Below are 23,424 nucleotides of genomic sequence, written 5' to 3'. Positions count from 1 at the left end.
GAATCACCGCGATTTTTTCATGTACCTATTGTCCGAGCAGGATGACCGGAACGTCCTCGGCAAAATCGACTACCAGTTCGCGACGCGAGAACAGCCAGGTGCCGTCGATCTTTTCGAAGCTGTCCTGGTAACGAATCTCGATCCGGTTGTCCCGGTGGCCCTCGCCCCGCGGATAGATGTGGTGGGCGGAGCAGTAGGCCTCACCGTGCGCAGTGGTGGGGCCGTCGAGGTCGAGGATCTGCTGCTCGACGATGTGCCGGGTCGAGTGCAGATGTGAGACGGCATCGACCACCGAACTGCTGACGACGGAATTCCCACGTATCTCCGTCGGCGCACCCGTTCCGTTCAGTGCCGGCGGCAAGACGAATGCCACGTCGTCAGTGAAGAGAGCCGCAAGTGCAGTGGTGTTTCGGCGGTCGACGGCCTGTGCGTACCTGGCGGCCAAGTCGGTGAGAGCGACGCGATCCGAGGAGTCCATGCGCATATCTCACCCTATGTGACGCCGCTCATGTTTCGGCTTCCCGCTCATCGAGACACTCACAGCGCCCACCTGGGCATCTGGTTAGCGTCCAGGCCAAGAGTTGCCAGCCATGAATGCCATAGGAGAAACAGCGATGGATCTGAGGGAATCGCCCGAGCAGCAGGAGCTCCGCAAGGAGTTGCGCGCGTACTTCGCGGCGCTGCTGCCGGAAGAGAAGCGTCGCGCGGCCGGCGAGCAAGGTGTGGGTGGCGAGTACTTCCGCGAGATCGTGAAGTTGCTGGGCAAGGACGGTTGGCTCGGTATCGGCTGGCCCAAGGAATTCGGTGGACAGGGACGCTCCATCGAAGAGCAGTTCGTGTTCTTCGACGAGGTTCAGCGCGCAGGTCTGCCGTTTCCCTTCGTGACGGTCAATACCGTCGGACCGACGTTGATGAAGTACGGCACCGAAGAACAGAAGGAACGTTTCCTGCCCGGCATCCTGGCCGGCGACATCGTCTTCGCAATCGGGTACACCGAGCCCGAGGCCGGCACCGACCTTGCGTCACTCAAGACTCGTGCGGTTCTCGACGGTGACGAGTGGATCGTCGACGGCAACAAGATCTTCACCAGTGGCGCCAACACTGCCGACTACGTGTGGCTGGCCTGCCGCACCGACGCGGATGCCCCCAAGCACAAGGGAATCTCGATCCTGATCGTCCCCACCGAGGATGCAGGCTTCGAGTGGTCACCGATCAACACCGTCGGCGGTTTGATGGTGACGTCCACGTACTACTCCGGCATTCGAGTTCCGTCGAAGGACGTTGTGGGCGAGGTCAACGGCGGCTGGCAGCTCATCACGGCTCAGCTCAACCACGAGCGAATCGGCCTGGCGGCCATCGGTGGTCGCACGTACGGTCTGTGGAACCTGGTCCTGGACTGGGCCAAGGAAAACGGCGCCATCGACATCCCGTGGGTGCAACAGGACTTCGCTCGCACACACGCCAAGCTCGAGGCCATGCGACTGCTGAATTGGAAGATGACGGCAGCCGTCGCACAGGACACGCTCTCCGGAGCCGACGCCGGTGCCACCAAGACGTACGGGACCGAGACTCACGTCGACGTCTACCGCACCCTGCTCGGAATTCTCGGCTCCGCCGGTCGCATCCGCCCCGAGTCTCCGGGCGCTCTGCTTGCCGGTCAGATCGAGCAGATCTCGCGTCAGGGTGTCGTGAACACCTTCGGCGGCGGCGTCAACGAAGTTCTGCGGGACATGGTCGGCACCATCGGCTTGGGACTCGTTCGCGAAAAGAGGGTCAAGTGAGCGACATTTCGGCGCAACTCGACGCTTTTGTAGGCCAGACGCTTGTTCCCACCACCTGGGGGCCAGACGAGGTCAACATCCCCATGATCCGGCATTGGGCCGAGACCATGGGCGATACCAACCCCGTCTACCTCGACGACGACGCTGCCCGCGCCACCGGTCGTGACGGCGTCGTCGCTCCCGCTCAGATGCTTCAGGTCTGGATCATGCGGACCTTTACCGACAAGATGGCGGGCAACGACCCGTCGCAGGTGTGGACCGATCTGATCGCCACCCTCGACGCAGCCGGCTACAGCTCTGTCGTGGCCACCGATTCCGATCAGGAGTTCTTCGCCGAACTGCGCCCAGGCGATCGCGTTAACTACACCGAGGTCATCGAGTCGATTTCGCCGGAGAAGAAGACCGGCCTCGGTGTCGGACACTTCGTCACGACGCTCAAGACCTACCGCAACGGTGACGATCAGGTTGTCGGCACCCAGCGGTGGCGGACGCTGCGGTTCAAACCTCAGGAATCTGCTGCGCCCGAAGCTCCTCGTGCACTGCGTCCGCGTCCGGCTCTCAACGCGGACAATGCTTTCTGGTTCGAAGCGGCCAAAGAGCACCGTCTGGTGATCCAGCGCTGCACGTCCTGCAAGACGTTGCGTCATCCCACCGGCCCGATGTGCGGCGAGTGCCAGTCACTCGAGTGGGACACGATCGACGCGTCGGGTCGTGGCACGGTGTACAGCTTCGTGGTCAATCACCACCCCAAGATCGACGCGTTCGACTACCCGCTCGTCGTTGCGGTAATCGAACTCGAAGAGGGAACCCGATTGATCGCCAACATGGTGGGTATCGCGCCCGAAGATGTCGTGGTCGACATGCCCGTGGAACTTGACTGGATCGACGCCGACCCGGATCTGACGCTTCCCGCGTTCCGGCCGGCCGTACGCGAGGAGCACTGATGGACTTCAATTTCAGCGAAGAGCAGGAAGCAATTCGCGCACTGGCCGACGAGGTCTTCACCAGCAAGGCAACGATCGAGCGCACCAAGGAGATCGAACTCTCCGCTGAGCGCGTCGACCGTGAACTGTGGCGTGAGCTCGCGAGCACCGGGTTGCTCGGTATCGCCCTGCCGGAGGAGTTCGGCGGCGGTGGCCTCGGCTTGTCCGAGCTGTACGCACTGCTCGAACAGCAGGGACGTCACGTTGCGGCCGTGCCGATCTGGGAAACGACCCTTGCAGCATTGGCTGTCAACGAATTCGGCTCTGATTCCCTTCGCGCCGAACTCCTTCCGGGAGTTGCCGACGGCAGTCGATTCCTGACCGTCGGTCTCGAAGAGTTCGGTCCGTACACGGGCGGCGACCCACTGACCACGGCTGAGCAGGACGCCGACGGCAACTGGACCGTGACGGGTGAGAAGGCAGTAGTGCCGATGACTCACGTCGCGAACCTTGCTCTCGTTTCGGCAACCGCTTCCACCGGTACGGCACTGCTGCTGGTCGACCTGAGTGCCGAGGGAGTGACGCTCGAACAGACGCAGTCCACCAACTGGGAGATCTGTGCCAACGTCACCTTTGCCGGTGCCCCCGCGCAGCTGATCGGTGCGGCTGACGGCACCACGGTTCCGTGGCTGATCGACCGCGTTCAGCTGGCATTGGCCGCAATCCAATGGGGCGTCGGGTCGGGTGCAGTCGCGCAGGCCGTCACGTACCTGAACGGCCGCAAGCAGTTCGGCCGTCCGCTGGCGACCTTCCAGGCCGTCAATCATCAACTCGCTGACTGCTACATCGATCTCGAAGCGATGCGCGTGACACTGTGGCAGGCCGCCTGGCGCATCTCCGAGGGACTGGATCTCGGCACCTCGGTACTGGTCGCCAAGTGGTGGGCTACCGACGGCGGACAGCGCGTCGTGCATCGCACCACGCATGTTCACGGCGGCATGGGCGTCGACACCGACTACCCGGTTCACCGTCACCTGTTGTGGGGCAAGCAGATTGCTGCCACCCTCGGTGGTTCCAGCTCCGATCTAGCGCGTCTGGGTGCGCAGCTCGCATCCGGTGTGGAGGTGCTCGCATGACCGTTCTTGCCGGTCGTAGCTACGCAGACGTCGTTGTCGGCGAGGCATTGCCCGAGTTGGCGATCCCGCTGACCCGCACGTTGATCGTCGCCACGGCAATCGCCACTCGCGATTTTCAGGACGTGCACCACGATCCGAGCCTGGCCCAGGAGCGTGGCTCGAAGGATGTCTTCATGAACATCCTCACGAGCAACGGTCTTGTCGGTCGATACGTCACGGACTGGGCCGGATCTGCATCGACCCTGCGCCGCATCGCCATTCGTCTCGGGGCGCCCAACTACCCGGGTGACACCATGACGATGACCGGTGAGGTCGTGTCCAAGGAAGACGGAGTGGTCGTGGTCAAGGTGCAGGGTGCAAACAGCCTCGGCAACCATGCATCCGGCACCGTCGCAGTCGCTTTCAAGGAAGAGGAGAGGCCCTGATGGCGATCAGCCCACTCTCGGGAGCCGCCGCCATCGTCGGCATCGGATCCACCGAGTTCTCCAAGAACTCCGGCCGCACCGAACTGCAGTTGGCGTGTGAGGCCATCGTCGCGGCACTCGCTGACGCCGGTATCGATCCGTCCGAGGTCGACGGTCTGTCCACCTACACGTCGGAGACGAACGGCGAAGCGATCGTGGCTCGCAACTGTGGTCTCGGCGAGCTGAAGTTCTTCTCGCGCATTCACTACGGCGGCGGCGCTGCGTGTGCCACCGTGCAGCAGGCAGCCATGGCAGTTGCGACGGGTGTTGCCGACGTCGTGGTCTGCTACCGCGCCTTCAACGAGCGCTCCGGTGTGCGCTACGGCCTGGGCCAACACGATCGACCGATGGACAGCACGGCTGACCGCGCCGCGTATGCGTGGATGACTCCTCAGGGATTGTCGACTCCCGCTCAGTGGGTCGCCATGTTCGCCCGCCGCTACATGCACCAGTACGGTGCGACGAGTGAGGACTTCGGACGAGTTGCAGTGGTGGCGCGCAAGCATGCCGCCAACAACCCGGCTGCTTGGTTCTACGAGCGTCCGATCACGCTCGAGGACCATCAGAACTCGCGCTGGATCGCCGAGCCGCTGCACCTGCTCGACTGCTGCCAGGAAACCGACGGCGGCCAGGCATTGGTCATCGTCTCTGCCGAGCGCGCAAAGGATCTGGCCAACAAGCCCGTCGTCATCAAGGGCGCCGCTCAGGGCAGTAGCAAGGATCAGCACATGATGACCAGCTACTACCGGCCCGACATCTCCGGTATCCCGGAGATGGGCCTGGTTGCTCGTCAGCTGTACGGCCAGAGCGGCCTGACACCGGACGACATCAACGCCGCGATCCTGTACGACCACTTCACTCCGTTGGTGCTTCCCCAGCTCGAAGAACTGGGCTTCTGCAAGCCAGGCGAAGCAAAGGACTTCATCCGCGAAGGCAACCTCGAGATCGGTGGACGCCTGCCGTCCAACACTCACGGTGGTCAGGTCGGCGAGGCGTACCTGCACGGTGTCAACGGAATTGCCGAAGGTGTGCGACTGGTGCGAGGCACGTCGACCAACCAGCCCGAGGGCGTCGAAAACGTATTGGTCACAGCCGGAACAGCAGTACCCACCAGCGGTCTCGTTCTCGGCGCTGTTTGAGAGAGGAAAAGACAGTGACAACAACTTCGGAAGCTGCGAAGACCGCCGGCGATTGGCGTGGAGCCGATCTCGGGACCCGCACCGTGTCGTACACCGAGCGCGACGCGATCCTGTACGCACTTGCCGTGGGCGCCAAGGCGACCGAGCTGGACCTCGTCTTCGAGGATCAGCTTCGGGTACTGCCGACCTTTGCTCTGACGCTGGCGCAGTGGGCTCCCGACGCTCTGGGTTCGGCGGGCGCCTTCGACACCTCGACGGCACTGCACGGCTCGCAAGAGCTGAAAGTGCTTGCTCCGCTTCCGCGTAGCGGTGACGTGACCTTGAAGGCTTCGGTCGGCGAGGTGTGGGACAAGGGCGCAGCGGCCGTGTTCGAAGTGAAGGTGGAGTGCGAATACTTCGTCGCGACCTGGTCACTTTTTGCCCCCGGTGCCGGTGGATTCGGCGGAGAACGTGGACCCTCACGTCCGGCGGAGCCGACCGGCGAGCCTTCGTTGACCGGTGTGCTGACCACAGCGGAGAACCAGACGGCGATGTACCGGCTCCTGGGCGACAAGCACCACATCCACATCGATCCCCAGGCTGCGGCGCCGATCAACCAGCCGCGTCCGATCATGCACGGCCTGTGCACGTTGGCCGCCAGCACACTCGAGCTTGCTCGGGTCGCCGGAGTGCATCCGGCTGATCTTGTCAGTCTCGAAGGTCGATTCGCTGCGGCGATCCATCCGGGTGAGGCGCCGTCCATCGTTGCGTGGGGAACTCCCGACGACCTGGCCTTCCAGGTCACCAAGGGTGATCAGGTAGCGATTTCCGGTGCACGAGTGAGCTTCTCCGCTCGCTAGTCCCTCCAGACTCAACTGCGGGGTGCTTGACCCCTCGTCGCGCCCCGCAGTTGTTCACACGAAGAAGCAGCCCCCGAGCGAATCCGCTCAGGGGCTGCTTCGTATTTGTTTCAATCCTGGTGGGTCGCCATGTAGCGAGCCGGGTACTCACCGCCGCCGTGAACGGCGATGTCGGCGCCGTTCACGTACGAGGAGAGCGGGCTCGCCAGGAACAGGCAGGAGTTGGCGATATCGGCCGGCACGGCCATGCGCTCCATCGGAATGGTCCTGGTGACCGCAACGCCGCCGTCGGCGCCGTAGACCTCGGCGGCAGCCTCGGTACGGATCAGGCCGGTGGTGATGTGGTTGATCCGGACCTTCGGCGCCCATTCGAGGGCCAATGCCTTGGTCAGAACGAGGAGGCCTGCCTTGGCTGCGCTGTACGCCGCGGTTCCGGGCTGCGGGTCGATCGCCGAGACACTGCCGATGTTGATGATGGCACCGCCGTCGTCCTGAGTCTGCATCACTGCATTTGCGGCCTGGGCAACGTTGAAGGGTGCCAACAGGTTCAGGGCCACGATCTTCTCGACGAAGCGGGGTGACACCGTCGCAGCATCGGCATCGGGGGAGCCGCCGGCGTTGTTGACCAGGACGTCCAGACGGCCGAAGCGCTCGACGGCATCCTGGACGAGGGCTGCGGCGTCGGCGGGATCGCGGACGTCAGTGGCGCGAAAGGCTGCGCTACGGCCGTCGGCGGTGGGTAGGTTTTCGGGCTCGTTACGGCCACAGACCAGCACGTTCGCACCCGCGGCGAGGAAGGTTTCGGCGATGACGTAGCCGATGCCTTTGGTGCCGCCGGTGACGATCACCGAGCGTCCGCTGAAATCGACGGGGTTGGGCAGTGTCACGGTGGAGCCTTCCTGGTGCGGTGCCGAGCTGAATTGCCGCCCAATGTGATTGACGCGACGTGGTCGCACACCTTAGGGTCAAGCAAGTGCTTGGTTGTTTTGTAGGTCGAGTGTAGACGACAAACGGCGGCAGTCACCAGAATCGACCGGTCCCTCCCGCAAAGGGACCTCTGCGTCGACGGACATTGGAGTAGTCACATGGGCAAGCTCGAAGGCAAAGTTGCACTCATCACGGGTGCGGGTCAGGGAATCGGGCAGGGGATTGCCCTGGCCTTGGCCAAAGAGGGCGCCGTGATCGCCGTTGCCGGCCGCACCGAATCCAAGTTGCACACCACGTGCGGACTACTGGCTGACATCGGTGCGCGCGGTGAGGCGGTGGTCTGCGACGTCAGCAAGAAGGACGACATCACCGACGCCGTGGACCGTACCGTCGAACTGTTCGGCGGAATCGACATCCTGGTCAACAACGCCAACGACTGCAAGCCCGGCCCACTCTCGAGCGTGCTCGACGAAGACTTCGAGCGTTCCTTCGCGACGGGGCCGCTCGCCACCCTGCGCATGATGCAGGCGTCGTACCCCCACATGAACAGTCGTGGCGGTGGCGTCATCATCAACATGGTCACCTCGGCGGCGGTGCGCTGGGATGCCAGTAACTACGGCGCTTACGGTTCCATCAAAGAAGGCATGCGCTCGTTGACCCGCGCTGCGGCCTGTGAATGGGGCAAGGACAACATTCGCGTTCTCAATGTTGCCCCGCACGCCAAGACTCCCGCGTTGCAGTGGTGGATGGACAAGAATCCCGAAGAGGCAGCGGCATTTGTCGCAGGTATTCCGCTGGGACGCGTCGGAGACCCCGAGACCGACATCGGTCGTGCCGTCGTCTTCCTCGTCAGCGAAGACGCCGGGTACCTCACGGGTGCCACGATCCCGCTCGACGGCGGCCAGTCGCGCTGGGGCTGACCGCCATCGACCCGATCAGGTCATCACGGCGCCGCCGTCGACGGCAATCGTCTGGCCGGTGACGTTGCGAGCCTTGTCACTGAGTAAGAAGGCGACCATCTCGGCGATGTCTCCGGGCGTCTGAGCTCGACCCATCGGAACCATCTGTGCGACAAAAGAATCGAAGACGTCAGCATCGGAAACATCTGTGAGCGAGGGATCGCGTCGACGCAGTTCCTTGATGGTTCGAAGCCACATGTCGGTGAGGATCAGGCCGGGCATGACCGTATTCGAGCGAAGTCCTCGAGTCGCACCGATCCGGGCGACGCTGTGACTCATCTCGATCACGGCGGCCTTCGACGGTCCGTAGTGCGCGAGCATGTCACCGCCCAAGCGGGCACCGATCGACGCGATGTTGACGATCGCTGCCGGACCCTCGGTTCTGCTCACGAATTCGCGGCACATCAGGAAGCTGCCCTTGGTGTTCACCGCAAAGGTGTTGTCCCACTGGTCTTCGGTGATCTCGAGGAACGGAGTGAAGACGCCGATTCCGGCGCCGTTGACGAGTGCAGTCGGGCTTCCGGCCGATGCAGCCACGTCGAAGGCGTTCTTGACGTCACCTTCACGTCGAACATCGCATCGTGCCGTGTGGACTGCTACGCCAAGGCTTTCCAGGCGTGCTGCGGTGTCGGCGAGTGCGGCCTCTTCGATGTCGAGGAGAAGCAGGGTGCCGAAGTCCTCCGCAAGGCGCTCGGCAATAGCGGCGCCCAACCCGGCAGCTGCGCCGGTGACAATGGCTACGGGCGCGCTCACGGCAGGTGCGTTTCGAGCAGTGGGGCAAGCAGTTCGGCTGCGCGCGCCGCCGTGATGACTTCGCTCGGGTCCACCTTGGTCACGACTTTCGAAGCAGAATCTTCGTAGACATGCTCACCGATGAGTCGCCCCTGCTCGTCGTACGGCCAGACAAATGCCAAGGTCCGACGCACGAGATACCAACCGTCGGGGTCGATGTCCGACGACTGTTCGGGGGCTGCGGGGGTGGATCCACCCGATTCGTGCACCGCGCCGAACACCCCGTCTCCCAGAATCGATCCTGGGACGAATTGACTGAAGAGAGTCTCACCCGAGAATCCGCTGTCGGAGACCGCGAAGTCGGACTGTCCGGTCCACATGACAAGGGTGTCCGTCTCGGCGAGTGACTGGTAGAAGTTGGTGACGGCGTCCATGCCGTCCAGAACAATCGACTGCCCGTCTTCGAACAACCGGTAGACGGGTTCTTCGACGGTCATGTCGGGCGAGAGGATTTCCTTGTAACGACCGGAGACCTCGAGCAATGCGTGGCGCCGGTAGTTTCGGAGGATCTTCTGGTGCCGCGGATTGTCGATGGTTTCCAATTGCTTTTCGACGCCATCCATCATGTGGACGAATTCGTGCTCGTACTTGCTCATCACATCTCCTGGTTTCGCGGATTCGGCGGGCTGTCCGGATCTGCGACAACTGTGACCTGACGTGGCATTCGCTGTACATGTAGAACTTCGTTCGACAATTGCCGGTTTGCTTAACTCCGCTGTTCAGATACCGTGATGGTCATCACTTTGCTGGCGAACGGCGGCCTAAGACAACCGAATGGACGGTAATGAAAAAGGCGAGAAGAGGTGAAGATCTGAATCTGCGGTTGGTGTCCTCGTTGCTCGTCGTCGTGGCGGAAGGGCACTTCGGACGAGCGGCAGACCGGTTGTTCGTCACGGCGCCTGCTCTCAGTCAGCAGATTCGTCGACTCGAGGAGCAGGTGGGAACCGAGTTGATCGATCGCAGTTCGCACCCGGTGGTGCTCACCGCCGCGGGTGAGGTGTTCGTCGCGGATGCACGGCCCGCTCTCGAGTTCGCCGTCCGCGCGATGAACGGGCTCGACGCACTCGAGCGTCGGCGGGCCAGGCGGTTGCGGATCGGATTCATCAACGGGGCGGCCGGAAGTTTGGGACGTGCGGTGATCGATTCGTTGCATGCGGAGGTGGAGCTGGTCCAATTGGACTGGTCCCAACAGGTTTCCGCGGTGGCGAGCGCGACCGTCGACGCGGCCTTCGTGCGACCGCCACTGCCGGTGCTCGACGGTGTGGTGCTCGAACGGATAGGCGTCGAACCGCGGGTGTTGGCTCTGCCTCGAGGGCACCGACTGGCGGGTCGCGCGAGCATCGAGATTTCTGAAATAGATGGGACTGTGCAGGTTTCGAGTGACGGCGCACCACCCGAATGGGTGAAATGGTGGTCGGTGGACCCGCGCCCGAGTGGTGTACCCGTCCGGTACGGTCCCTCTGTCCGCACGATGGACGAAGCGCTCGAGGTTGTCGCCAACGGTCGGGCGGTGGTGATAACGGCAGCAACCATTGCCGAGTACTACACCCGCTCGGATATCAGTTTCGTGCGCATTTCCGACATCGAGCAGTGTTCGATCGATCTGTGTACCCGCGAGGGCGACAGCAGTCCGGCAGTGATCGAGCTACGCAAAGCTGTTTCAGCCCTCGGTACCGCCAGGTGATTGCCGTGTCCTGATGTGATGCGCATGTACTCGGATGAAATACGCATTCTTGCCGTCTTCGTTTTAGTCGGATAGACTAAAACCATGAAAACGATCAGCACGGCACTTGAAATCGTCGAGGCAGCACGAGTTTCGGCCGATGTGTTCGGGGGAGGCTCCAGCGATCTCGACACCCGTCGCGCTGCGAAGCGTCGTTTTCATCGGCTCGCCTCCGCCATTCATCCGGACCGGGCGAAGCCCGAAGATCGGGTGCGATACTCGGCCGCAACATCTCGGTTGAACGAGCTATACCGCAGTTGGACAGCGGAGTTCGAGCCGGCAGATTCTCGGCCCGTTTATGTCGGCGAGCGGGGCGAGTACACGTTGGGTGGACTGGTAGCGCGCGGCTCGGTCGCTAACCTGTACCGGTCCGATGCCGGTGTCGTACTGAAGATTCCGCGAGACCCTCGGGCGAACTCGATGATCGAGGCCGAACGGAATGTGTTGACGGACATCGAGAATTCGTGCGAAGCCGGTTGGGCAGTCTCGTACTTCCCGCGATTGATCGATCAAATCACCCATGTGGGCAGCGGCACGAGACGTCAGATCGATGTGTTGGACGATCTGACCGAAGGTTTTGTGAGTCTCGCCGACGTCCGTGAGGCGTATCCAGGTGGCCTCGATCCACGGGACTGGGCGTGGATGCACCGACGGCTACTTCGGGCTCTGGCAGCAGCGCATGCGACTGGTTGGGTGCACACGGCGATTACCGCGGAGAACGTGCTGATCGAGCCTGATCGGCACGGGGTGGTGCTGGTCGGCTGGTCCTTTGCCACCCGTACGGGCAGCCGCCCGGTGGCGACGATCGGTTCCGATCGTGATTCGTACCCACCGGAACTCGGCGAAGGAGCGTCTCCGGCCTGGGACGTCTACATGGCTCATCATTTGATGCTCCGAATGCTGGGCGAGCAGACCCACGAACGGATGAAGGTGTTTGCCGACGGCTGCATGCAGGACAACCCGAGATTGCGTCCCGACGCGGTCGACCTACTGGGTGAGTTCGACGAACTCCTCGATCTTCTCTATGGCCAGCGGACATTTCGTCCGTTCGCCGTTCCATCCACGAAAGGACAGTGATTGTCATGGGCTACGGATACTGGGACGACAACACCTATTTGGCGGGCAAGACTTTTCGTGCCGCACGCGGTGTCGACGATTTCGGTTACACCGATTCGCTTCGGTCGCGTCCGCGAAGCAGTTGGAAAGCGGACCCGACCCTCGACCCCTTCGGCGTCGACAAGCGTGAATGCCGAGACTCGGCCGGGCACCCCGATTCTCTCCCGATAGCAGTGCTTTTCGATGTCACCGGCTCGATGGGCGCTGTTCCTCGAATCATGCAGGACAAGCTCGGAAAGCTGCACGGGCTGCTGCAACGCAAGGGATACGCGGATGATCCGCAGATTCTGTTCGGTGGTATCGGCGACGCCGATTCCGATCAGGTGCCACTACAAGTCGGCCAGTTCGAGTCGGGTAACGCGATTGACGAGCAGCTTCGGACCATCTTCCTCGAGGGCAACGGTGGTGGACAGAAGTCGGAAAGCTATGAATTGGCAGCATATTTCATGGCGCGCCACACCAGTACGGATGCCTGGGAGAAGCGTGGAAGGAAAGGCTACCTCTTCATCATCGGCGACGAGCTGAACAAGCCGCGACTCTCGGCTCGTCACATCCGTTCGGTGATCGGCGACAAGGTACGTCAGGACGTATCGGTCCCGTCGATCTACCGTGAACTCGAAGAAAGATGGAATGTCTACTTCGTTCTGCCAGATCAGTCGTCGTACTTCAACGATCCGGAAATCGCGGATCACTGGAAGAAGTTGCTCGGTGAACGCTTCGTCAAACTCGACGACCCCGCTGCGGTGTGCGAACTGATCGCGCTGACGGTCGGAATCGGCGAGGACCGCATCGACCTGCGTGACGGACTGGCGGATCTCCGCGACATCGGTTCAAGAGCTGAAGCCGAGACCGTCGGCAAGGCTCTCGCTCTAATTCCAGGGCGCAGCACCGCGACGGTGGCCGGGTTGCCCCACGATCTCGGAACCGATACGGACGATGTTGATTTCGCATAGAAGGAGAGCATGATGGAGCCGTTCGAAGACCGAGATATCGTCGTCGTAGACCTCGGGTTCGGAGATGCGGGGAAGGGAGCAACCGTCGATTGGCTTTGCTCCGACCAAGCCGATTTGGGTGTGGCCGCAGTGGTCCGGTTCAACGGTGGGGCACAGGCAGCGCACAACGTGACGGTCGGCGAGCGCCACCACACGTTTTCGCAGTTCGGTTCGGGAACGCTGTCCGGCGTCCCGACGTTTCTCTCGAGATTCGTGTTGGTCGAGCCCATCGCCCTCGCCCGGGAGGCGCGTGCTCTGGAAGCGCTCGGAGTTCGAAATCCGTTCGATCTGATACGGATCGACGCGCGCGCATTGTTGACGACGCCGATTCACGTGGCCGCCAACAGGGCCCGTGAGGATGCTCGCGGCGGTAACCGACACGGCTCGTGTGGCAAGGGGATCGGTGAGACCGCGGCGTATGCGCTCGAAGTTGCGAATGCGCCTACGGTGGGAGACTGCCGGCGACCTGATTCCTTGCGTCGTAAGTTGTCGGCGTTGGCCACATTCTACGGACCGTTGATCGCGGAGAGTCGCCACGGTTTTCCGCCGATCGACGACATGGTCGACATGTACGCGGAATTCGGTGCCGTCGTGGACATCGCCGACCCGGATGCGCTGGGCGCGTTGGGTGCCCGTGGTCGTCTGGTATTCGAGGGGGCACAAGGTGTCCTTCTCGACGAGTGGCGGGGGTTTCACCCACACACCACGTGGTCGACGGTCGAGCCGTCCAACGCGCGAGCGATGATCGACGAGTTGGGCCGGGACAGTTACGTACTCGGCGTCACCCGCACGTACATGACACGACACGGAGCTGGGCCCTTCCCGACGGAGGATCCGGAGCTGGCGAAGGTGTTGCCCGAGCTGCACAACGGGACGGGTGAGTATCAAGGCGGATTCCGGACGGGCCACCTCGACGAGTTGTTGTTGCACTACGCAATCGAGGTGAGCGGTGGCGTCGACGGTTTGGCGCTTACTCATCTCGACGCGATGGATCGCGCGCGGGCTGCAGGCGTCCCGATCCACGGGGTGCACGCGTACGAAGGATTGCCGTTCGTTCCCGTCGGAGAGTGGAAGGATCTCGATCACCAGCAGGCGCTGACAGATTCCCTGAAAGCCGTAGGGGTCGTGCCGAAGGAACTTCCGGCCGACCCGGAGGATTTCGCCCGGTATCTGAGCGAGGAAATGGGTGCGCCGGTAGTGCTGACCGCGAACGGTGCCGACCGGGTCGATCGTCAGATGCGATGCCCAGTGCCTGCATGATGGACGGTGTGGACCAGTCACTTGTCTCGATCGATGTCATCGCGCTCCGGTTCGGCAATCCGGAACCCGGGATGTTGCGATTTGCCGTCACTCCGCGGCAAGCGGAGCCGTACACCGGGCAGTTGGCGCTGCCCGGTGTACTGCTGGGCGCCGGTGAGCGGTTGCAGGACGCCGCCAGGCGAGCCGTGACCACCAAGCTCGGAATTCCCGACGAGAAGATCCTCGTCAGCGGTCAATTGACCGTGTTCGACGAACCCAATCGCGACCCCCGCGGTCCGACGCTCTCGGTGACCATGTGGGCAGTGATCTCGTCGGACGAGGTGCCGGGTTCGGCCGAATGGGTGAGCTGGGACAACCCGGGGGACCTTGCGTTCGACCACAATCGGATAGTCGCCGATACCCGCCCGATCCTTGCTGACACCCTGTTGTGGCGAGATCAGGCATTCACGCGGGCACTACTGGGTCCGTCGTTTCCGGCGTCGTACGCGCTGGCCGTGGCGGAGGAGCTTTCCGGTGTGCGTCCGGACCCGGGCAATTTGAACCGGACGCTCAAAGCGTTGCCAGGGCTGGAACGTACGGACGAACGAGTCCGGGTCAGTGCCACCGGGCGACCCGCGGTGGTCTGGGCGTGGACCGAAAACAGCTGACCTACCTCAGAAGTTGCCCCGCGCGGCCTGCTCACGCTCGATCGCTTCGAACAGGGCTTTGAAGTTTCCCAGTCCGAATCCCAGTGAGCCGTGGCGTTCGATGATCTCGAAGAACACGGTGGGACGATCTCCGATCGGCTTGGTGAAGATCTGAAGAAGATAGCCGTCCTCGTCACGGTCGACGAGGATGCCTCGCTTCTGCAATTCCTCGATCGGAACTCGAACCTCTCCGATACGCGCGCGCAGTTCTGGATCCTCGTAATACGAAGCCGGAGTGGAGAGAAACTCGATTCCTTCGTCGGCCAGAGCGTCGACTGCTCCGAGGATGTCGTTGGTCGCAAGTGCGAGATGCTGAGCGCCGGGACCTTGGTAGAACTCGAGGTACTCGTCGATCTGTGACCGCTTCTTCGCGATGGCAGGTTCGTTGAGTGGGAACTTGACTCGGTGATTGCCGCTCGAGACGACCTTGCTCATCAGCGCGGAGTAGTCGGTGGCTATGTCGCCGCCCACGAACTCGGCCATGTTGGTGAATCCCATGACGCGGTTGTAGAAGTCGACCCACTGGTCCATCTTGCCGAGTTCGACATTGCCGACGACGTGGTCGAGGGCCTGGAAGATTCGCTTGGGCGCGCCGTCACGCTTGCGGTACGACGACGTCCGTTCGACGTATCCGGGAAGGTAAGGGCCGGTGTAGCGGGAACGGTCGACGAGGGTGTGCCGAGTCTCGCCGTACGTCGCGATGCTGGCCAGGCGAACGGTGCCGTGCTCGTCGGTGACGTCGTGCGGTTCGCTCAACACTGTCGCACCTTGGGTGATGGCGTGTGCGATGCACTTGTCCACGTCGGGGACGCTGAGCGCGATGTCGCGGATACCGTCGCCGTGACGGCTGTGATGTTCGATCAGCGGACTTGCCGGATCCACAGCACCTTTGACGACAAACCGCACGGCCCCGCTTTTGAGTACAAACGCGTGGTGGTCGCGGTTTCCCGTCGACGGGCCTGAATAGGCCACCAATTCCATGCCGAACGCAGACTGGAAGAAATGTGAAGTCTGCGTGGCATTTCCGACGATCCATTCGAGGCCGTCCCAACCGCTCACGGGGAAGGGATCGTGATCGCTGTCGTACTCGACCAAGCCGACCAACTGGCGCAATTGCTCCAGATCCAGGCCGGCCAACTGTTCGTCGTCGGTGAGAGTCTGTTCGACGGTCATGATGAGTCCCCTCTGAGTGCGATGTAGACAGCGCGGTGCTCGAGTTATGTTCGGCACTGCCAGTACAAACAGATAAGTCCTTCAGAGGTTGGGTAGTCAACGGAGGTAGTTGAAAGTAGACACAGCGCCGGAATGCGAAGATGGTGGCACTGTTTTGTAGGCAATTTGCATAGTTGAACGACGAGTGGAGCAGACGTGAATCTCGACGCAGTGGATCTGGCTCTGTTGGACGCGATGAACAAGCACCCGAGAGCCGGTGCGTTGGAGCTTTCGCGTCAGGTCAAGGTTGCGCGGGCGACAGTGCAGGCGAGATTGAAAAGGATGGAAGATGCGGGCGTCATCGCCGGATACGCGCCGCACGTCAATTTGGCTGCAGCGGGTTTCGGAGTACAAGCATTCGTGACTTTGCAGATCGCCCAGGGGGCGCTCGACACCGTCACCGCGGAACTCGAGGCAATCCCCGGTGTGCTCGAAGCCTTTGCCACCACCGGCTCCGGCGACGTGCTGTGCCGGATTGCCGCTGCGTCGCACGAGGATTTGCAAGCGACGCTGCTCGAACTGAATCGGTCGGGGATAGCCACCCGGTCGACCAGCGTCATGGTTCTCTCGGTTGTGGTGCCGCTCCGGTCGATGCCCCTTCTACAGACTCTGCAGTCGGAGCAGACGACCAAGGCCCCGGCGTACCGACGAGGCGGTCAGTCTCGCTGACGACCCGGAGCCCAGAATCCCAGAACGATCGCGGATACCCACATGATCGCAGCGAGCGTGAGTGCTCCTTGATCCATGCCTTTGATGAAGGCTTCACGGGCGAATTCGGCCAACTGGGCACCCTGCGGCCCGGCTGCTTCGGCGACGTGGAGAGCTGCGGCCAGAGAACCGGATACCGGCTCCTTGGCCGGTTCGGGTAGCAAGTCGACCGCGGGCTGGACGTGATTTCCGTAGCCGGCGGCGAGGATACTTCCCGCCAGTGCAACGCCGATGGCGGAGCCGATCTCACGGGTTGCGTCGTTGACTGCTGAGGCAACCCCCTGTTTGGAGTCCGGTGCGTTGGAGACGATGGCAGCAGTGGCGGGGGTTGTCGACAAACCCAATCCAATGGCGGCCACTACCAAGGGAACACAGACTTCGGCATAGGTCGAACTGGCATCCAAGCGCGTCAGGAGTGCAATTCCGGTTCCGAGGAAGGCGACTCCGGTTGCGGTGAGGGCGCGTAGACCGATACGCGGAATCAGCAGGGGAGCAACCACGGACAGGGCCATTACCGGCACGGCGATCGGCATAAGGGCTAGCGCAGATTGCAGAGGGGAGTAGTCGAGCACCAGTTGCAGATACTGCACGATCAGAAAGAACAGGCCGAAGGTCGCCAGAAATTGCAGGGTCAGCGACGCCGCGCCGCTGCCGAATGCACGATTGGCAAACAGTCTGACGTCCAGAAGTGGGTGGCGAGTGCGTAATTCGACCCAGCTGAAGATTGCTGTCATGGCGATTCCGCCGATTAGCAATGCGAGAACCGCCGGATCGAGCCAGCCACGGGCGGGCGCCTCGATCATCCCGAGGACGAACAGGCCAATCGAGCCGGCGATCAGCGCTGTACCAGGTAGATCGAGTGGAGTTGCCTCCGTGTCCTTCGACGTCACGATCGTGAACGACACCACGAGGATGAGAACTGAGACGACGGCCAGGCTGACGAAAATCGAATGCCACGACCATTTTTCGAGGAGTAGCCCGGAGACGACGAGTCCGGCGATTGCACCGGACCCTGCGACGCCGGACCAGACTCCGACGGCGCGGGCACGCTGCGCCGGCGGGAAACCTGCAGTGAGTAGAGACAGCGTCGCCGGCATGACAAACGCGGCGCCGACGCCGGAGATCACGCGGGAGACGATGATCCACGACGGTTCGTCCGCGAAGACCGGAATCGACGAGCCGGCAGCAAAAACGAGTAGTCCGAACATGAGCAGTTCTCGTCGACCGTATCGATCGCCGAGTGCGCCCGCCGGCAACAAGAGACAAGCCAGCGTGAGCGTGTACCCGTCCACGATCCACGTGAGCTGGCTCTGTGTTGCACCGGTATCGCGGGCCAAGTCGGGAAGGGCCGTGTTGAGAGCGGCCATCGCTGCGACGACCAGCGCGACGGCGCAGCACGCGACCGTCAGCATCCAGATCTGTCGGATGGTCCACGTGGACTGTTCGAGCGTCGTATCGCTACTCACGAAACCTCCCGATAGAAACAAGACCATCAGTATCGTTACAAGAACAGCAGTTCCACAACCCCCAAGTGGGTATAACTGAAGTTGTGACGGTGGGAATCGACAAGCAGGGAATCGAACAGCAGGGAAACGACGAGGACCCGCGCAAACAGCGTTCCAGGTCCAGGTTGCTCGACGCAGCGACCACGCTGCTGGCAGAAGGCGGCGTCGACGCCGTGACGATCGATGCCGTCACCAAGTTGGCCAACGTCGCGCGTGCGACGCTGTATCGCCATTTCGACAGTGGCACGGAGTTACTCGCCGCGGCATTTGCACGTCTACTGCCGCCGGTGCCGGAGATGTCCGGTGAAGGCGATCTCCGCGCGCAGTTGCTCGAGTTGTTGACCAGTCAGGCCAAAGCCATCGAAAGCGCACCGATCCAGGTGACGGCGATGTGCTGGCTCGGCTTGGGGCCGGAACTGAAGGGTTATTCGAGCGTCGATGCCCTGTCCACGGACAAGCCCGAATTGCGATCGCTGCGCCAGACGGTCTTCGAGCAGTACCGACACGCGTTCGATCGGATCCTGCGCTCGCCGGACGCGATCGACGCGTTGGGGGAGTACGACTACGACGTCGCACTTGCTCAGTTGGTCGGACCTTTGGTGCTCACCAAGCTGGCCACGCTGACGCCTCTCGGGGAGGCTGCGTGTGAGCAGATCGTGGACGACTTTCTGGCTGCACGCGGAGTTTCGAGCTGACGCTCACGGCTCCAGGTTGCGTCGAAGGACGTACTGTTCGAGCCTGTCGATTCCGCGCACTCGTCGCGGACGTAGGTGCCGCAGTTTGAAATTGGCGTCCGAGCCGAGTTGGGTGGCCAACTCGGAGTCGATCAGCACGGTGCCGGGACGAGCAGAGCTGGTGAGACGCGCGGCCTTGTTGACCACCGAACCGTAGAGATCTCCGAAGCGAACCAACGTCGGCCCCATGGCCAGACCCACCCGAAGCTGCGGATCGTCGTGATCGGCGAGGACCGCCTGCTGGATCTGCAAAGCGATCTCGGCGGCATGGTGGGGACTTTCAGCGGCGAACATGACCTCGTCACCGACGGTCTTGACCACCCAGCCGTAGTTGCGACCGATGATTTCGGTGGACGCGGACTCGAACCGCTCGAGCAGATCGTTGAGTTCGGCGGAGTCGAGGCCGCGGGTCAGCGAGGTGTACCCGACGATGTCGGCGAAACCCACGACCAGAACACGACTCGCTACTTCTTCGCCCGGGTTTCCGACGTTGCGGCCCGTCGACGACGCGACGTGGCGCTTCCAGACGTACGTCTGCAGAGATTCGACAGCGGGAATGATCTCGGCGCCGAGGCGCAGAACGATCTTCCGGATCGCTTCGGGCTCGTGATCTGCCGAGTCGGCGAGCTGGTCGATGATGTGTGTGCTGATCAGCGAGACCTGCCACTCAGCCAACCTCGACATCGACTGCCCCAGTGAACGGGCGGCAGCCACCTCACTGCTCTGCGAGATGACTCCTCGATTGACCATGTCGATGATCGTCTTGAGGGCGTTGGCGTCTTGCTGGGTGAACATGACGGCGTCGGGATCCTCGTCGACGGCAAAGCCCATCGCGACCCACAAACGATCGGCACGCTCGCGTGTCACACCGGCGAATTCCGCGATCTGCGATTGCGTGAAGCAGCGCGGTCCGCCGAGGAGGGACTCCTCGATGTCGGCTTGAATCCGGCTGAGCAGATGAGCATCGACGTCGACCGGATCAGCAGTGTGAGGTTCAGCAGCGTGAGATTCAGCAGGGGCGGGTTCGGTGACCTCGTCGATCCACTCTGACTCCGAACTGCTCACCGTGCTCCTTCTTGCCGCAACGAATTTCTGTCCACCATCTTCCACGCGGTGCCCCGAGAACAGTACTGAATTGGCCGAACCGTCTACGGATCCTCGGGCTCAGGCGGGCGGTGAGAGTCAACACGTCGGTGGCTTGTGCAAGAGTTGCCCCGAGAAAAGCACTGTCGATACCGAAATGCACGAGATACTTCTGAAAGGACCTGCGCATGCCACCCCGTAGACGTTCCGGCGCTGCCGCATCAACGCCGGATCACCTCACTGCGGACAATCTGGCAGCGCTCGCCACGGCTGTCGCCGAAGGCAAGCGCGCCACCGTCTATCTGCGCGAGGCGACTCCCAGCTTGGGGATCGAAGCCGGTACCTCGGCGAAAGTCGTGTCGGTGGACGGCAACACCGTGATGATCCGCCCCAAAGGCGTCAACGACGAATTGCCTTTCGAGGCAGAGGAATTGCGCATCAACCGCGTCTCCGCGGCACCGGCCAAACCGGCGCCACGGCCCAAACCAGTTGTGGAGTCCGAGCCCCTGATGGAGCCACTCGTAGAGCCTGTTCGACCGAAGCCGCGTGCGCAGCCTGCACCCGCTCCGGTACCGACTACCACTGCTGCCCCTGCCGCGACACCTCGTCCGGCCGTCAAGCGTGCGAAGAAACTGCCGGCCGGCATCAGCGTCACGATCCATGCGGGCGCGGACAACGACTGGAGCGTGACGGTCACACAGGGCGCGAAGCGTCCGGGCAAAGCAGTTCCGGTCGCACCCGATGCGGTCGAGCGAGCTGTCCGCGAGTTGGGTGAGCCCACCGCAATCGAGGCTGTCGAGTCCATCATCGTCGCTGCACGGGACATGGCTGCAGCGCGAGTCGACGAGTTGAGCCGTCAGCTCGAGGAGGCACGCAAGATGCTCGAGGCGCTCGGAGCTACCGACTAGAAACGCTGCGTAGGTCCGCACTTTCCGGGGTATGCGTTTTTTGCAGCGGGGAGATTACCGGCGGAGAGATTGTGATGTTGCAGCGAATTGTTTCGGCTCTGGCAGCGTTGGTCTTGGCACTCGGACTCGGGTTCATCGTCAGCAGCAACGCTGTTGCTGCACCCACGCCCATGGGTGGTGGTTCGGGCATCATCATCGACAATCAGCTGGTCTGTACGTTGACCACTATCGGTCACGACAACGGCGGCAGACTCGTGGGTATCACCGCAGGTCACTGCGGTGGTCCTGGATCGTTCGTGATCCCGGAAAGCAACGAGGACGCAGGCGTGGTCGGCACGTTCGTCGAGTCGAACCCGGACCTGGACTACGGGGTCATCCAGTTCGATCCGGGCAAGGTCACACCAGTTCGAACGGTGGGCGCGGCAACCATCACCTCGATCGGCGCTCCGGCCAGCTTCCCGGCTACAGCCTGCAAGGAAGGCCGTACGACGGGCACGACCTGCGGCGTCGTCTGGGGAGACCTGAGCGCCGACGCATCCACCTGGACTCAGATCTGCGTCGACCACGGTGATTCGGGAGCCCCGGTCACGGTCGGGACGACGCTGGTCGCGATGGTCAACGCCTACCTCTGGGTGCCGTGCCTGGGGCCGGAACTCGGCACCAACATGACCTCCATCGTGGACACGATCAATGCCCACGGAGGTGTCGGCGCCGGGTACCGGCCGATCTAGCGGCGGGCTGGGATCAGCCGCACACTGCTCCACCCGAGGCTGATCCCACGAGCTTGGAGTACTTGGCCAATACACCACGTGTGTAGCGAGGCGGCAACGGCTCCCAGCCCTTCTTGCGGGCTTCCAATTCGGAGTCGTCGACCAACAATTCGAGTTGTCCGGTACCCACGTCGAGCCGGATCTGATCGCCGTCGCGAACGAACGCGATGGGACCGCCGTCGACGGCCTCGGGCGCAACGTGTCCGACACACAGGCCGGTGGTGCCGCCCGAGAATCGTCCGTCCGTCAGCAGCAGGACGTCCTTGCCGAGACCCGCGCCCTTGATCGCGCCCGTGATGGCCAGCATCTCGCGCATGCCGGGACCACCCTTCGGGCCTTCGTAGCGGATGACGACAACGTCACCGCCGGTGATGGTGCCGTCCTCGAGAGCATCCATCGCGGCGCGCTCGCGTTCGAAAACCCGTGCAGTGCCGACGAATACATCAGACTCGAATCCTGCCGACTTGACCACCGCGCCGCCGGGCGCGAGTGACCCCTTCAAGATCGTGATGCCTCCGGTGGGGTGAATGGGCTTGTTCATCGCCCGCAGGACCTTGCCGTCCGGATCGGGCGGGGTGATGTGCGCGAGATTCTCCGCCACGGTCTTACCGGTGACGGTCAGGCAATCTCCGTGCATGAGTCCCGCGTCGAGCAATGCCTTCATGATCACGGGGACGCCGCCGATACGGTCGACGTCCGTCATGACGTGCTTTCCGAAAGGCTTGACGTCGGCGAGGTGCGGGACCTTCGCACCGACGCGAGCGAAGTCGTCGAGCGTCAGCGGGACGTACGCTTCGTGCGCGATCGCGAGGAGATGGAGCACCGCATTGGTGGATCCGCCGAATGCCATGACTACTGCGATGGCGTTCTCGAACGCTTCCTTGGTGAGGATGTCCCTTGCGGTGATACCTCGACGCAAAAGTTCGACCACGGCTTTGCCGCTCTCGCGGGCGAAGCCGTCGCGGCGACGATCCGGTGCGGGCGGTGAAGCGCTGCCGGGCAGCGACATTCCCATGGCCTCGGCGGCGCTGGCCATCGTGTTTGCCGTGTACATGCCGCCGCACGCGCCTTCGCCCGGGCAGATCGCCCGTTCGATGGTGTCGACGTCGGCGCGGCTCATCAGCCCACGCGAGCAGGCGCCAACCGCCTCGAACGCGTCGATGACGGTGACTTCCCGCTCACTGCCGTCGGAAAGTTTGGCGACGCCGGGGAGGGTGGAGCCGGCGTAGAGGAACACGCTGGCGAGGTCGAGGCGGGCCGCCGCCATCATCATGCCGGGCAACGACTTGTCGCAGCCGGCGAGAAGGACCGATCCGTCGAGACGCTCGGCCTGCATGACGGTCTCGACGCTGTCCGCGATCACTTCACGGGAGACGAGGGAGAAGTGCATGCCCTCGTGCCCCATCGAAATGCCGTCGGAGACGGAGATAGTGCCGAATTCGAGAGGGAACCCGCCGGCTTCCCGTACGCCCTCCTTGACGGCCTTGGCCAGGCGATCGAGGGACAGGTTGCATGGCGTGATTTCGTTCCAGGACGAGGCGACGCCGATCTGCGACTTGACCCAGTCGTCGTCGCCCATTCCTACTGCACGCAACATGCCGCGCGCTGCGGTCTTTTCGAGTCCGTCGGTGACGTCACGACTTCTGGGCTTGATGTCGGGTTCGGTCATTTTCCAAGCATAGGCGTCAGCGGGGTGTGTTTCCGGCAGACGAGCGACTCGACTTGCCGACAAACGCCGTCCGTCGTGAATAGACTCGTCGCATCGCA

The 23,424-nt window shown here is 62.7% G+C and carries 24 protein-coding genes; 16 read left to right on the top strand and 8 right to left on the bottom strand.

Translation table 11 applies throughout. From position 1 onward, the window contains the following. Window positions 1-25 precede the first annotated feature (25 nt). Window positions 26-484 carry a nuclear transport factor 2 family protein gene (locus ATN38_RS07540; RefSeq protein ID WP_030537000.1) on the bottom strand — a complete coding sequence of 153 codons (459 nt, stop codon included), beginning with the start codon at window positions 482-484 and terminating at the stop codon, window positions 26-28. A 130-nt stretch (window positions 485-614) separates the two neighbouring features. Between ATN38_RS07540 and ATN38_RS07535 the strand changes: the two genes are divergently transcribed. From ATN38_RS07535 to ATN38_RS07510, 6 genes are read left to right on the top strand one after another with little or no spacing between them, the layout of a single operon-like run. Next, on the top strand, window positions 615-1,781 hold the full coding sequence (locus ATN38_RS07535) for an acyl-CoA dehydrogenase family protein (RefSeq protein WP_003940442.1): 1,167 nt from the start codon (window positions 615-617) through the stop codon (window positions 1,779-1,781). Further along, window positions 1,778-2,725 (top strand): bifunctional MaoC family dehydratase N-terminal/OB-fold nucleic acid binding domain-containing protein, encoded by a 948-nt coding sequence (locus ATN38_RS07530; protein WP_064687713.1) that lies wholly within the window; start codon window positions 1,778-1,780, stop codon window positions 2,723-2,725. The genes ATN38_RS07535 and ATN38_RS07530 overlap by 4 nt, the downstream gene beginning before the upstream one ends. Then, window positions 2,725-3,840 carry an acyl-CoA dehydrogenase family protein gene (locus ATN38_RS07525; protein ID WP_125051992.1) on the top strand — a complete coding sequence of 372 codons (1,116 nt, stop codon included), beginning with the start codon at window positions 2,725-2,727 and terminating at the stop codon, window positions 3,838-3,840. Before ATN38_RS07530 ends, ATN38_RS07525 begins: the two co-directional genes overlap by 1 nt. Next, complete coding sequence (locus tag ATN38_RS07520; RefSeq protein ID WP_003940399.1) at window positions 3,837-4,265, top strand: MaoC family dehydratase; 429 nt, start codon at window positions 3,837-3,839, stop codon at window positions 4,263-4,265. Before ATN38_RS07525 ends, ATN38_RS07520 begins: the two co-directional genes overlap by 4 nt. Beyond that, a complete protein-coding gene (locus tag ATN38_RS07515) occupies window positions 4,265-5,443 on the top strand; it encodes a lipid-transfer protein (RefSeq protein ID WP_003940050.1) in 1,179 nt (392 codons plus the stop codon). Before ATN38_RS07520 ends, ATN38_RS07515 begins: the two co-directional genes overlap by 1 nt. Before the next feature lie 14 nt (window positions 5,444-5,457). Next, window positions 5,458-6,282, top strand: coding sequence for a MaoC/PaaZ C-terminal domain-containing protein (locus ATN38_RS07510; protein WP_218747773.1), 825 nt, complete (start codon window positions 5,458-5,460; stop codon window positions 6,280-6,282). 110 nt (window positions 6,283-6,392) lie between these two features. Here the strand turns inward: ATN38_RS07510 and ATN38_RS07505 are convergent, their stop codons facing one another. Next, window positions 6,393-7,169 carry an SDR family oxidoreductase gene (locus ATN38_RS07505; RefSeq protein ID WP_054187449.1) on the bottom strand — a complete coding sequence of 259 codons (777 nt, stop codon included), beginning with the start codon at window positions 7,167-7,169 and terminating at the stop codon, window positions 6,393-6,395. A 198-nt stretch (window positions 7,170-7,367) separates the two neighbouring features. Here ATN38_RS07505 and ATN38_RS07500 point away from each other — a divergent pair, with 198 nt between their 5' ends. After that, a complete protein-coding gene (locus tag ATN38_RS07500) occupies window positions 7,368-8,129 on the top strand; it encodes an SDR family NAD(P)-dependent oxidoreductase (protein WP_058226566.1) in 762 nt (253 codons plus the stop codon). Between the two features lie 15 nt (window positions 8,130-8,144). Here ATN38_RS07500 and ATN38_RS07495 read toward each other — a convergent pair whose 3' ends face one another. Next, window positions 8,145-8,921 (bottom strand): SDR family NAD(P)-dependent oxidoreductase, encoded by a 777-nt coding sequence (locus ATN38_RS07495; protein ID WP_007732641.1) that lies wholly within the window; start codon window positions 8,919-8,921, stop codon window positions 8,145-8,147. After that, window positions 8,918-9,556 carry a hypothetical protein gene (locus ATN38_RS07490; RefSeq protein WP_007732640.1) on the bottom strand — a complete coding sequence of 213 codons (639 nt, stop codon included), beginning with the start codon at window positions 9,554-9,556 and terminating at the stop codon, window positions 8,918-8,920. The genes ATN38_RS07495 and ATN38_RS07490 overlap by 4 nt, the downstream gene beginning before the upstream one ends. 188 nt (window positions 9,557-9,744) lie before the next feature. On the opposite strand from ATN38_RS07490, the gene ATN38_RS07485 reads away from it, so the two are divergent. From ATN38_RS07485 to ATN38_RS07465, 5 genes are all read left to right on the top strand, one after another. Continuing rightward, window positions 9,745-10,644: a LysR family transcriptional regulator gene (locus ATN38_RS07485; protein WP_064074303.1), complete on the top strand. Its 900-nt coding sequence runs from the start codon at window positions 9,745-9,747 to the stop codon at window positions 10,642-10,644. A gap of 84 nt (window positions 10,645-10,728) precedes the next feature. After that, the gene (locus ATN38_RS07480; RefSeq protein ID WP_211920890.1) at window positions 10,729-11,760 is read left to right on the top strand and encodes a hypothetical protein; all 1,032 of its coding nucleotides are present in this window, start codon (window positions 10,729-10,731) and stop codon (window positions 11,758-11,760) included. Window positions 11,761-11,765: 5 nt separating this feature from the next. Continuing rightward, window positions 11,766-12,752 (top strand): hypothetical protein, encoded by a 987-nt coding sequence (locus tag ATN38_RS07475; RefSeq protein WP_218747771.1) that lies wholly within the window; start codon window positions 11,766-11,768, stop codon window positions 12,750-12,752. A 9-nt stretch (window positions 12,753-12,761) separates the two neighbouring features. Beyond that, window positions 12,762-14,051, top strand: a complete 1,290-nt coding sequence (locus tag ATN38_RS07470) for an adenylosuccinate synthetase (protein ID WP_047270739.1) — start codon at window positions 12,762-12,764, stop codon at window positions 14,049-14,051. Continuing rightward, complete coding sequence (locus tag ATN38_RS07465) at window positions 14,048-14,698, top strand: NUDIX domain-containing protein (RefSeq protein ID WP_020909123.1); 651 nt, start codon at window positions 14,048-14,050, stop codon at window positions 14,696-14,698. Before ATN38_RS07470 ends, ATN38_RS07465 begins: the two co-directional genes overlap by 4 nt. Before the next feature lie 6 nt (window positions 14,699-14,704). Here ATN38_RS07465 and hppD read toward each other — a convergent pair whose 3' ends face one another. After that, window positions 14,705-15,910 carry a 4-hydroxyphenylpyruvate dioxygenase gene (hppD, locus tag ATN38_RS07460; protein ID WP_047270743.1) on the bottom strand — a complete coding sequence of 402 codons (1,206 nt, stop codon included), beginning with the start codon at window positions 15,908-15,910 and terminating at the stop codon, window positions 14,705-14,707. 195 nt (window positions 15,911-16,105) lie between these two features. Between hppD and ATN38_RS07455 the strand changes: the two genes are divergently transcribed. Beyond that, window positions 16,106-16,618 carry an Lrp/AsnC family transcriptional regulator gene (locus ATN38_RS07455; protein WP_051649709.1) on the top strand — a complete coding sequence of 171 codons (513 nt, stop codon included), beginning with the start codon at window positions 16,106-16,108 and terminating at the stop codon, window positions 16,616-16,618. Here the strand turns inward: ATN38_RS07455 and ATN38_RS07450 are convergent. Continuing rightward, window positions 16,606-18,150, bottom strand: a complete 1,545-nt coding sequence (locus tag ATN38_RS07450) for an MFS transporter (RefSeq protein ID WP_218747770.1) — start codon at window positions 18,148-18,150, stop codon at window positions 16,606-16,608. The two genes, ATN38_RS07455 and ATN38_RS07450, sit on opposite strands and share 13 nt — an antisense overlap. A gap of 56 nt (window positions 18,151-18,206) precedes the next feature. Between ATN38_RS07450 and ATN38_RS07445 the strand changes: the two genes are divergently transcribed. Then, a complete protein-coding gene (locus ATN38_RS07445) occupies window positions 18,207-18,857 on the top strand; it encodes a TetR/AcrR family transcriptional regulator (RefSeq protein ID WP_030537009.1) in 651 nt (216 codons plus the stop codon). 3 nt (window positions 18,858-18,860) lie between these two features. Here the strand turns inward: ATN38_RS07445 and ATN38_RS07440 are convergent, their stop codons facing one another. Further along, window positions 18,861-20,006 (bottom strand): adenylate/guanylate cyclase domain-containing protein, encoded by a 1,146-nt coding sequence (locus tag ATN38_RS07440; RefSeq protein WP_082931257.1) that lies wholly within the window; start codon window positions 20,004-20,006, stop codon window positions 18,861-18,863. A 161-nt stretch (window positions 20,007-20,167) separates the two neighbouring features. Here ATN38_RS07440 and ATN38_RS07435 point away from each other — a divergent pair, with 161 nt between their 5' ends. Continuing rightward, complete coding sequence (locus ATN38_RS07435) at window positions 20,168-20,887, top strand: DUF6319 family protein (RefSeq protein ID WP_003940205.1); 720 nt, start codon at window positions 20,168-20,170, stop codon at window positions 20,885-20,887. A 74-nt stretch (window positions 20,888-20,961) separates the two neighbouring features. Beyond that, on the top strand, window positions 20,962-21,618 hold the full coding sequence (locus tag ATN38_RS07430; RefSeq protein ID WP_007732621.1) for a S1 family peptidase: 657 nt from the start codon (window positions 20,962-20,964) through the stop codon (window positions 21,616-21,618). A gap of 13 nt (window positions 21,619-21,631) precedes the next feature. Here ATN38_RS07430 and ilvD read toward each other — a convergent pair whose 3' ends face one another. Continuing rightward, a complete protein-coding gene (gene ilvD, locus ATN38_RS07425; protein WP_003940201.1) occupies window positions 21,632-23,326 on the bottom strand; it encodes a dihydroxy-acid dehydratase in 1,695 nt (564 codons plus the stop codon). Window positions 23,327-23,424: the final 98 nt, after the last annotated feature.

The organism is Rhodococcus sp. FH8, assembly GCF_019266085.1.
GTDB classification, from domain to species: Bacteria; Actinomycetota; Actinomycetes; order Mycobacteriales; family Mycobacteriaceae; genus Rhodococcus_F; species Rhodococcus_F qingshengii.
Note: the sequence above shows the minus strand (reverse complement) of the source record. Positions and strands in the feature narration are given on the sequence as shown.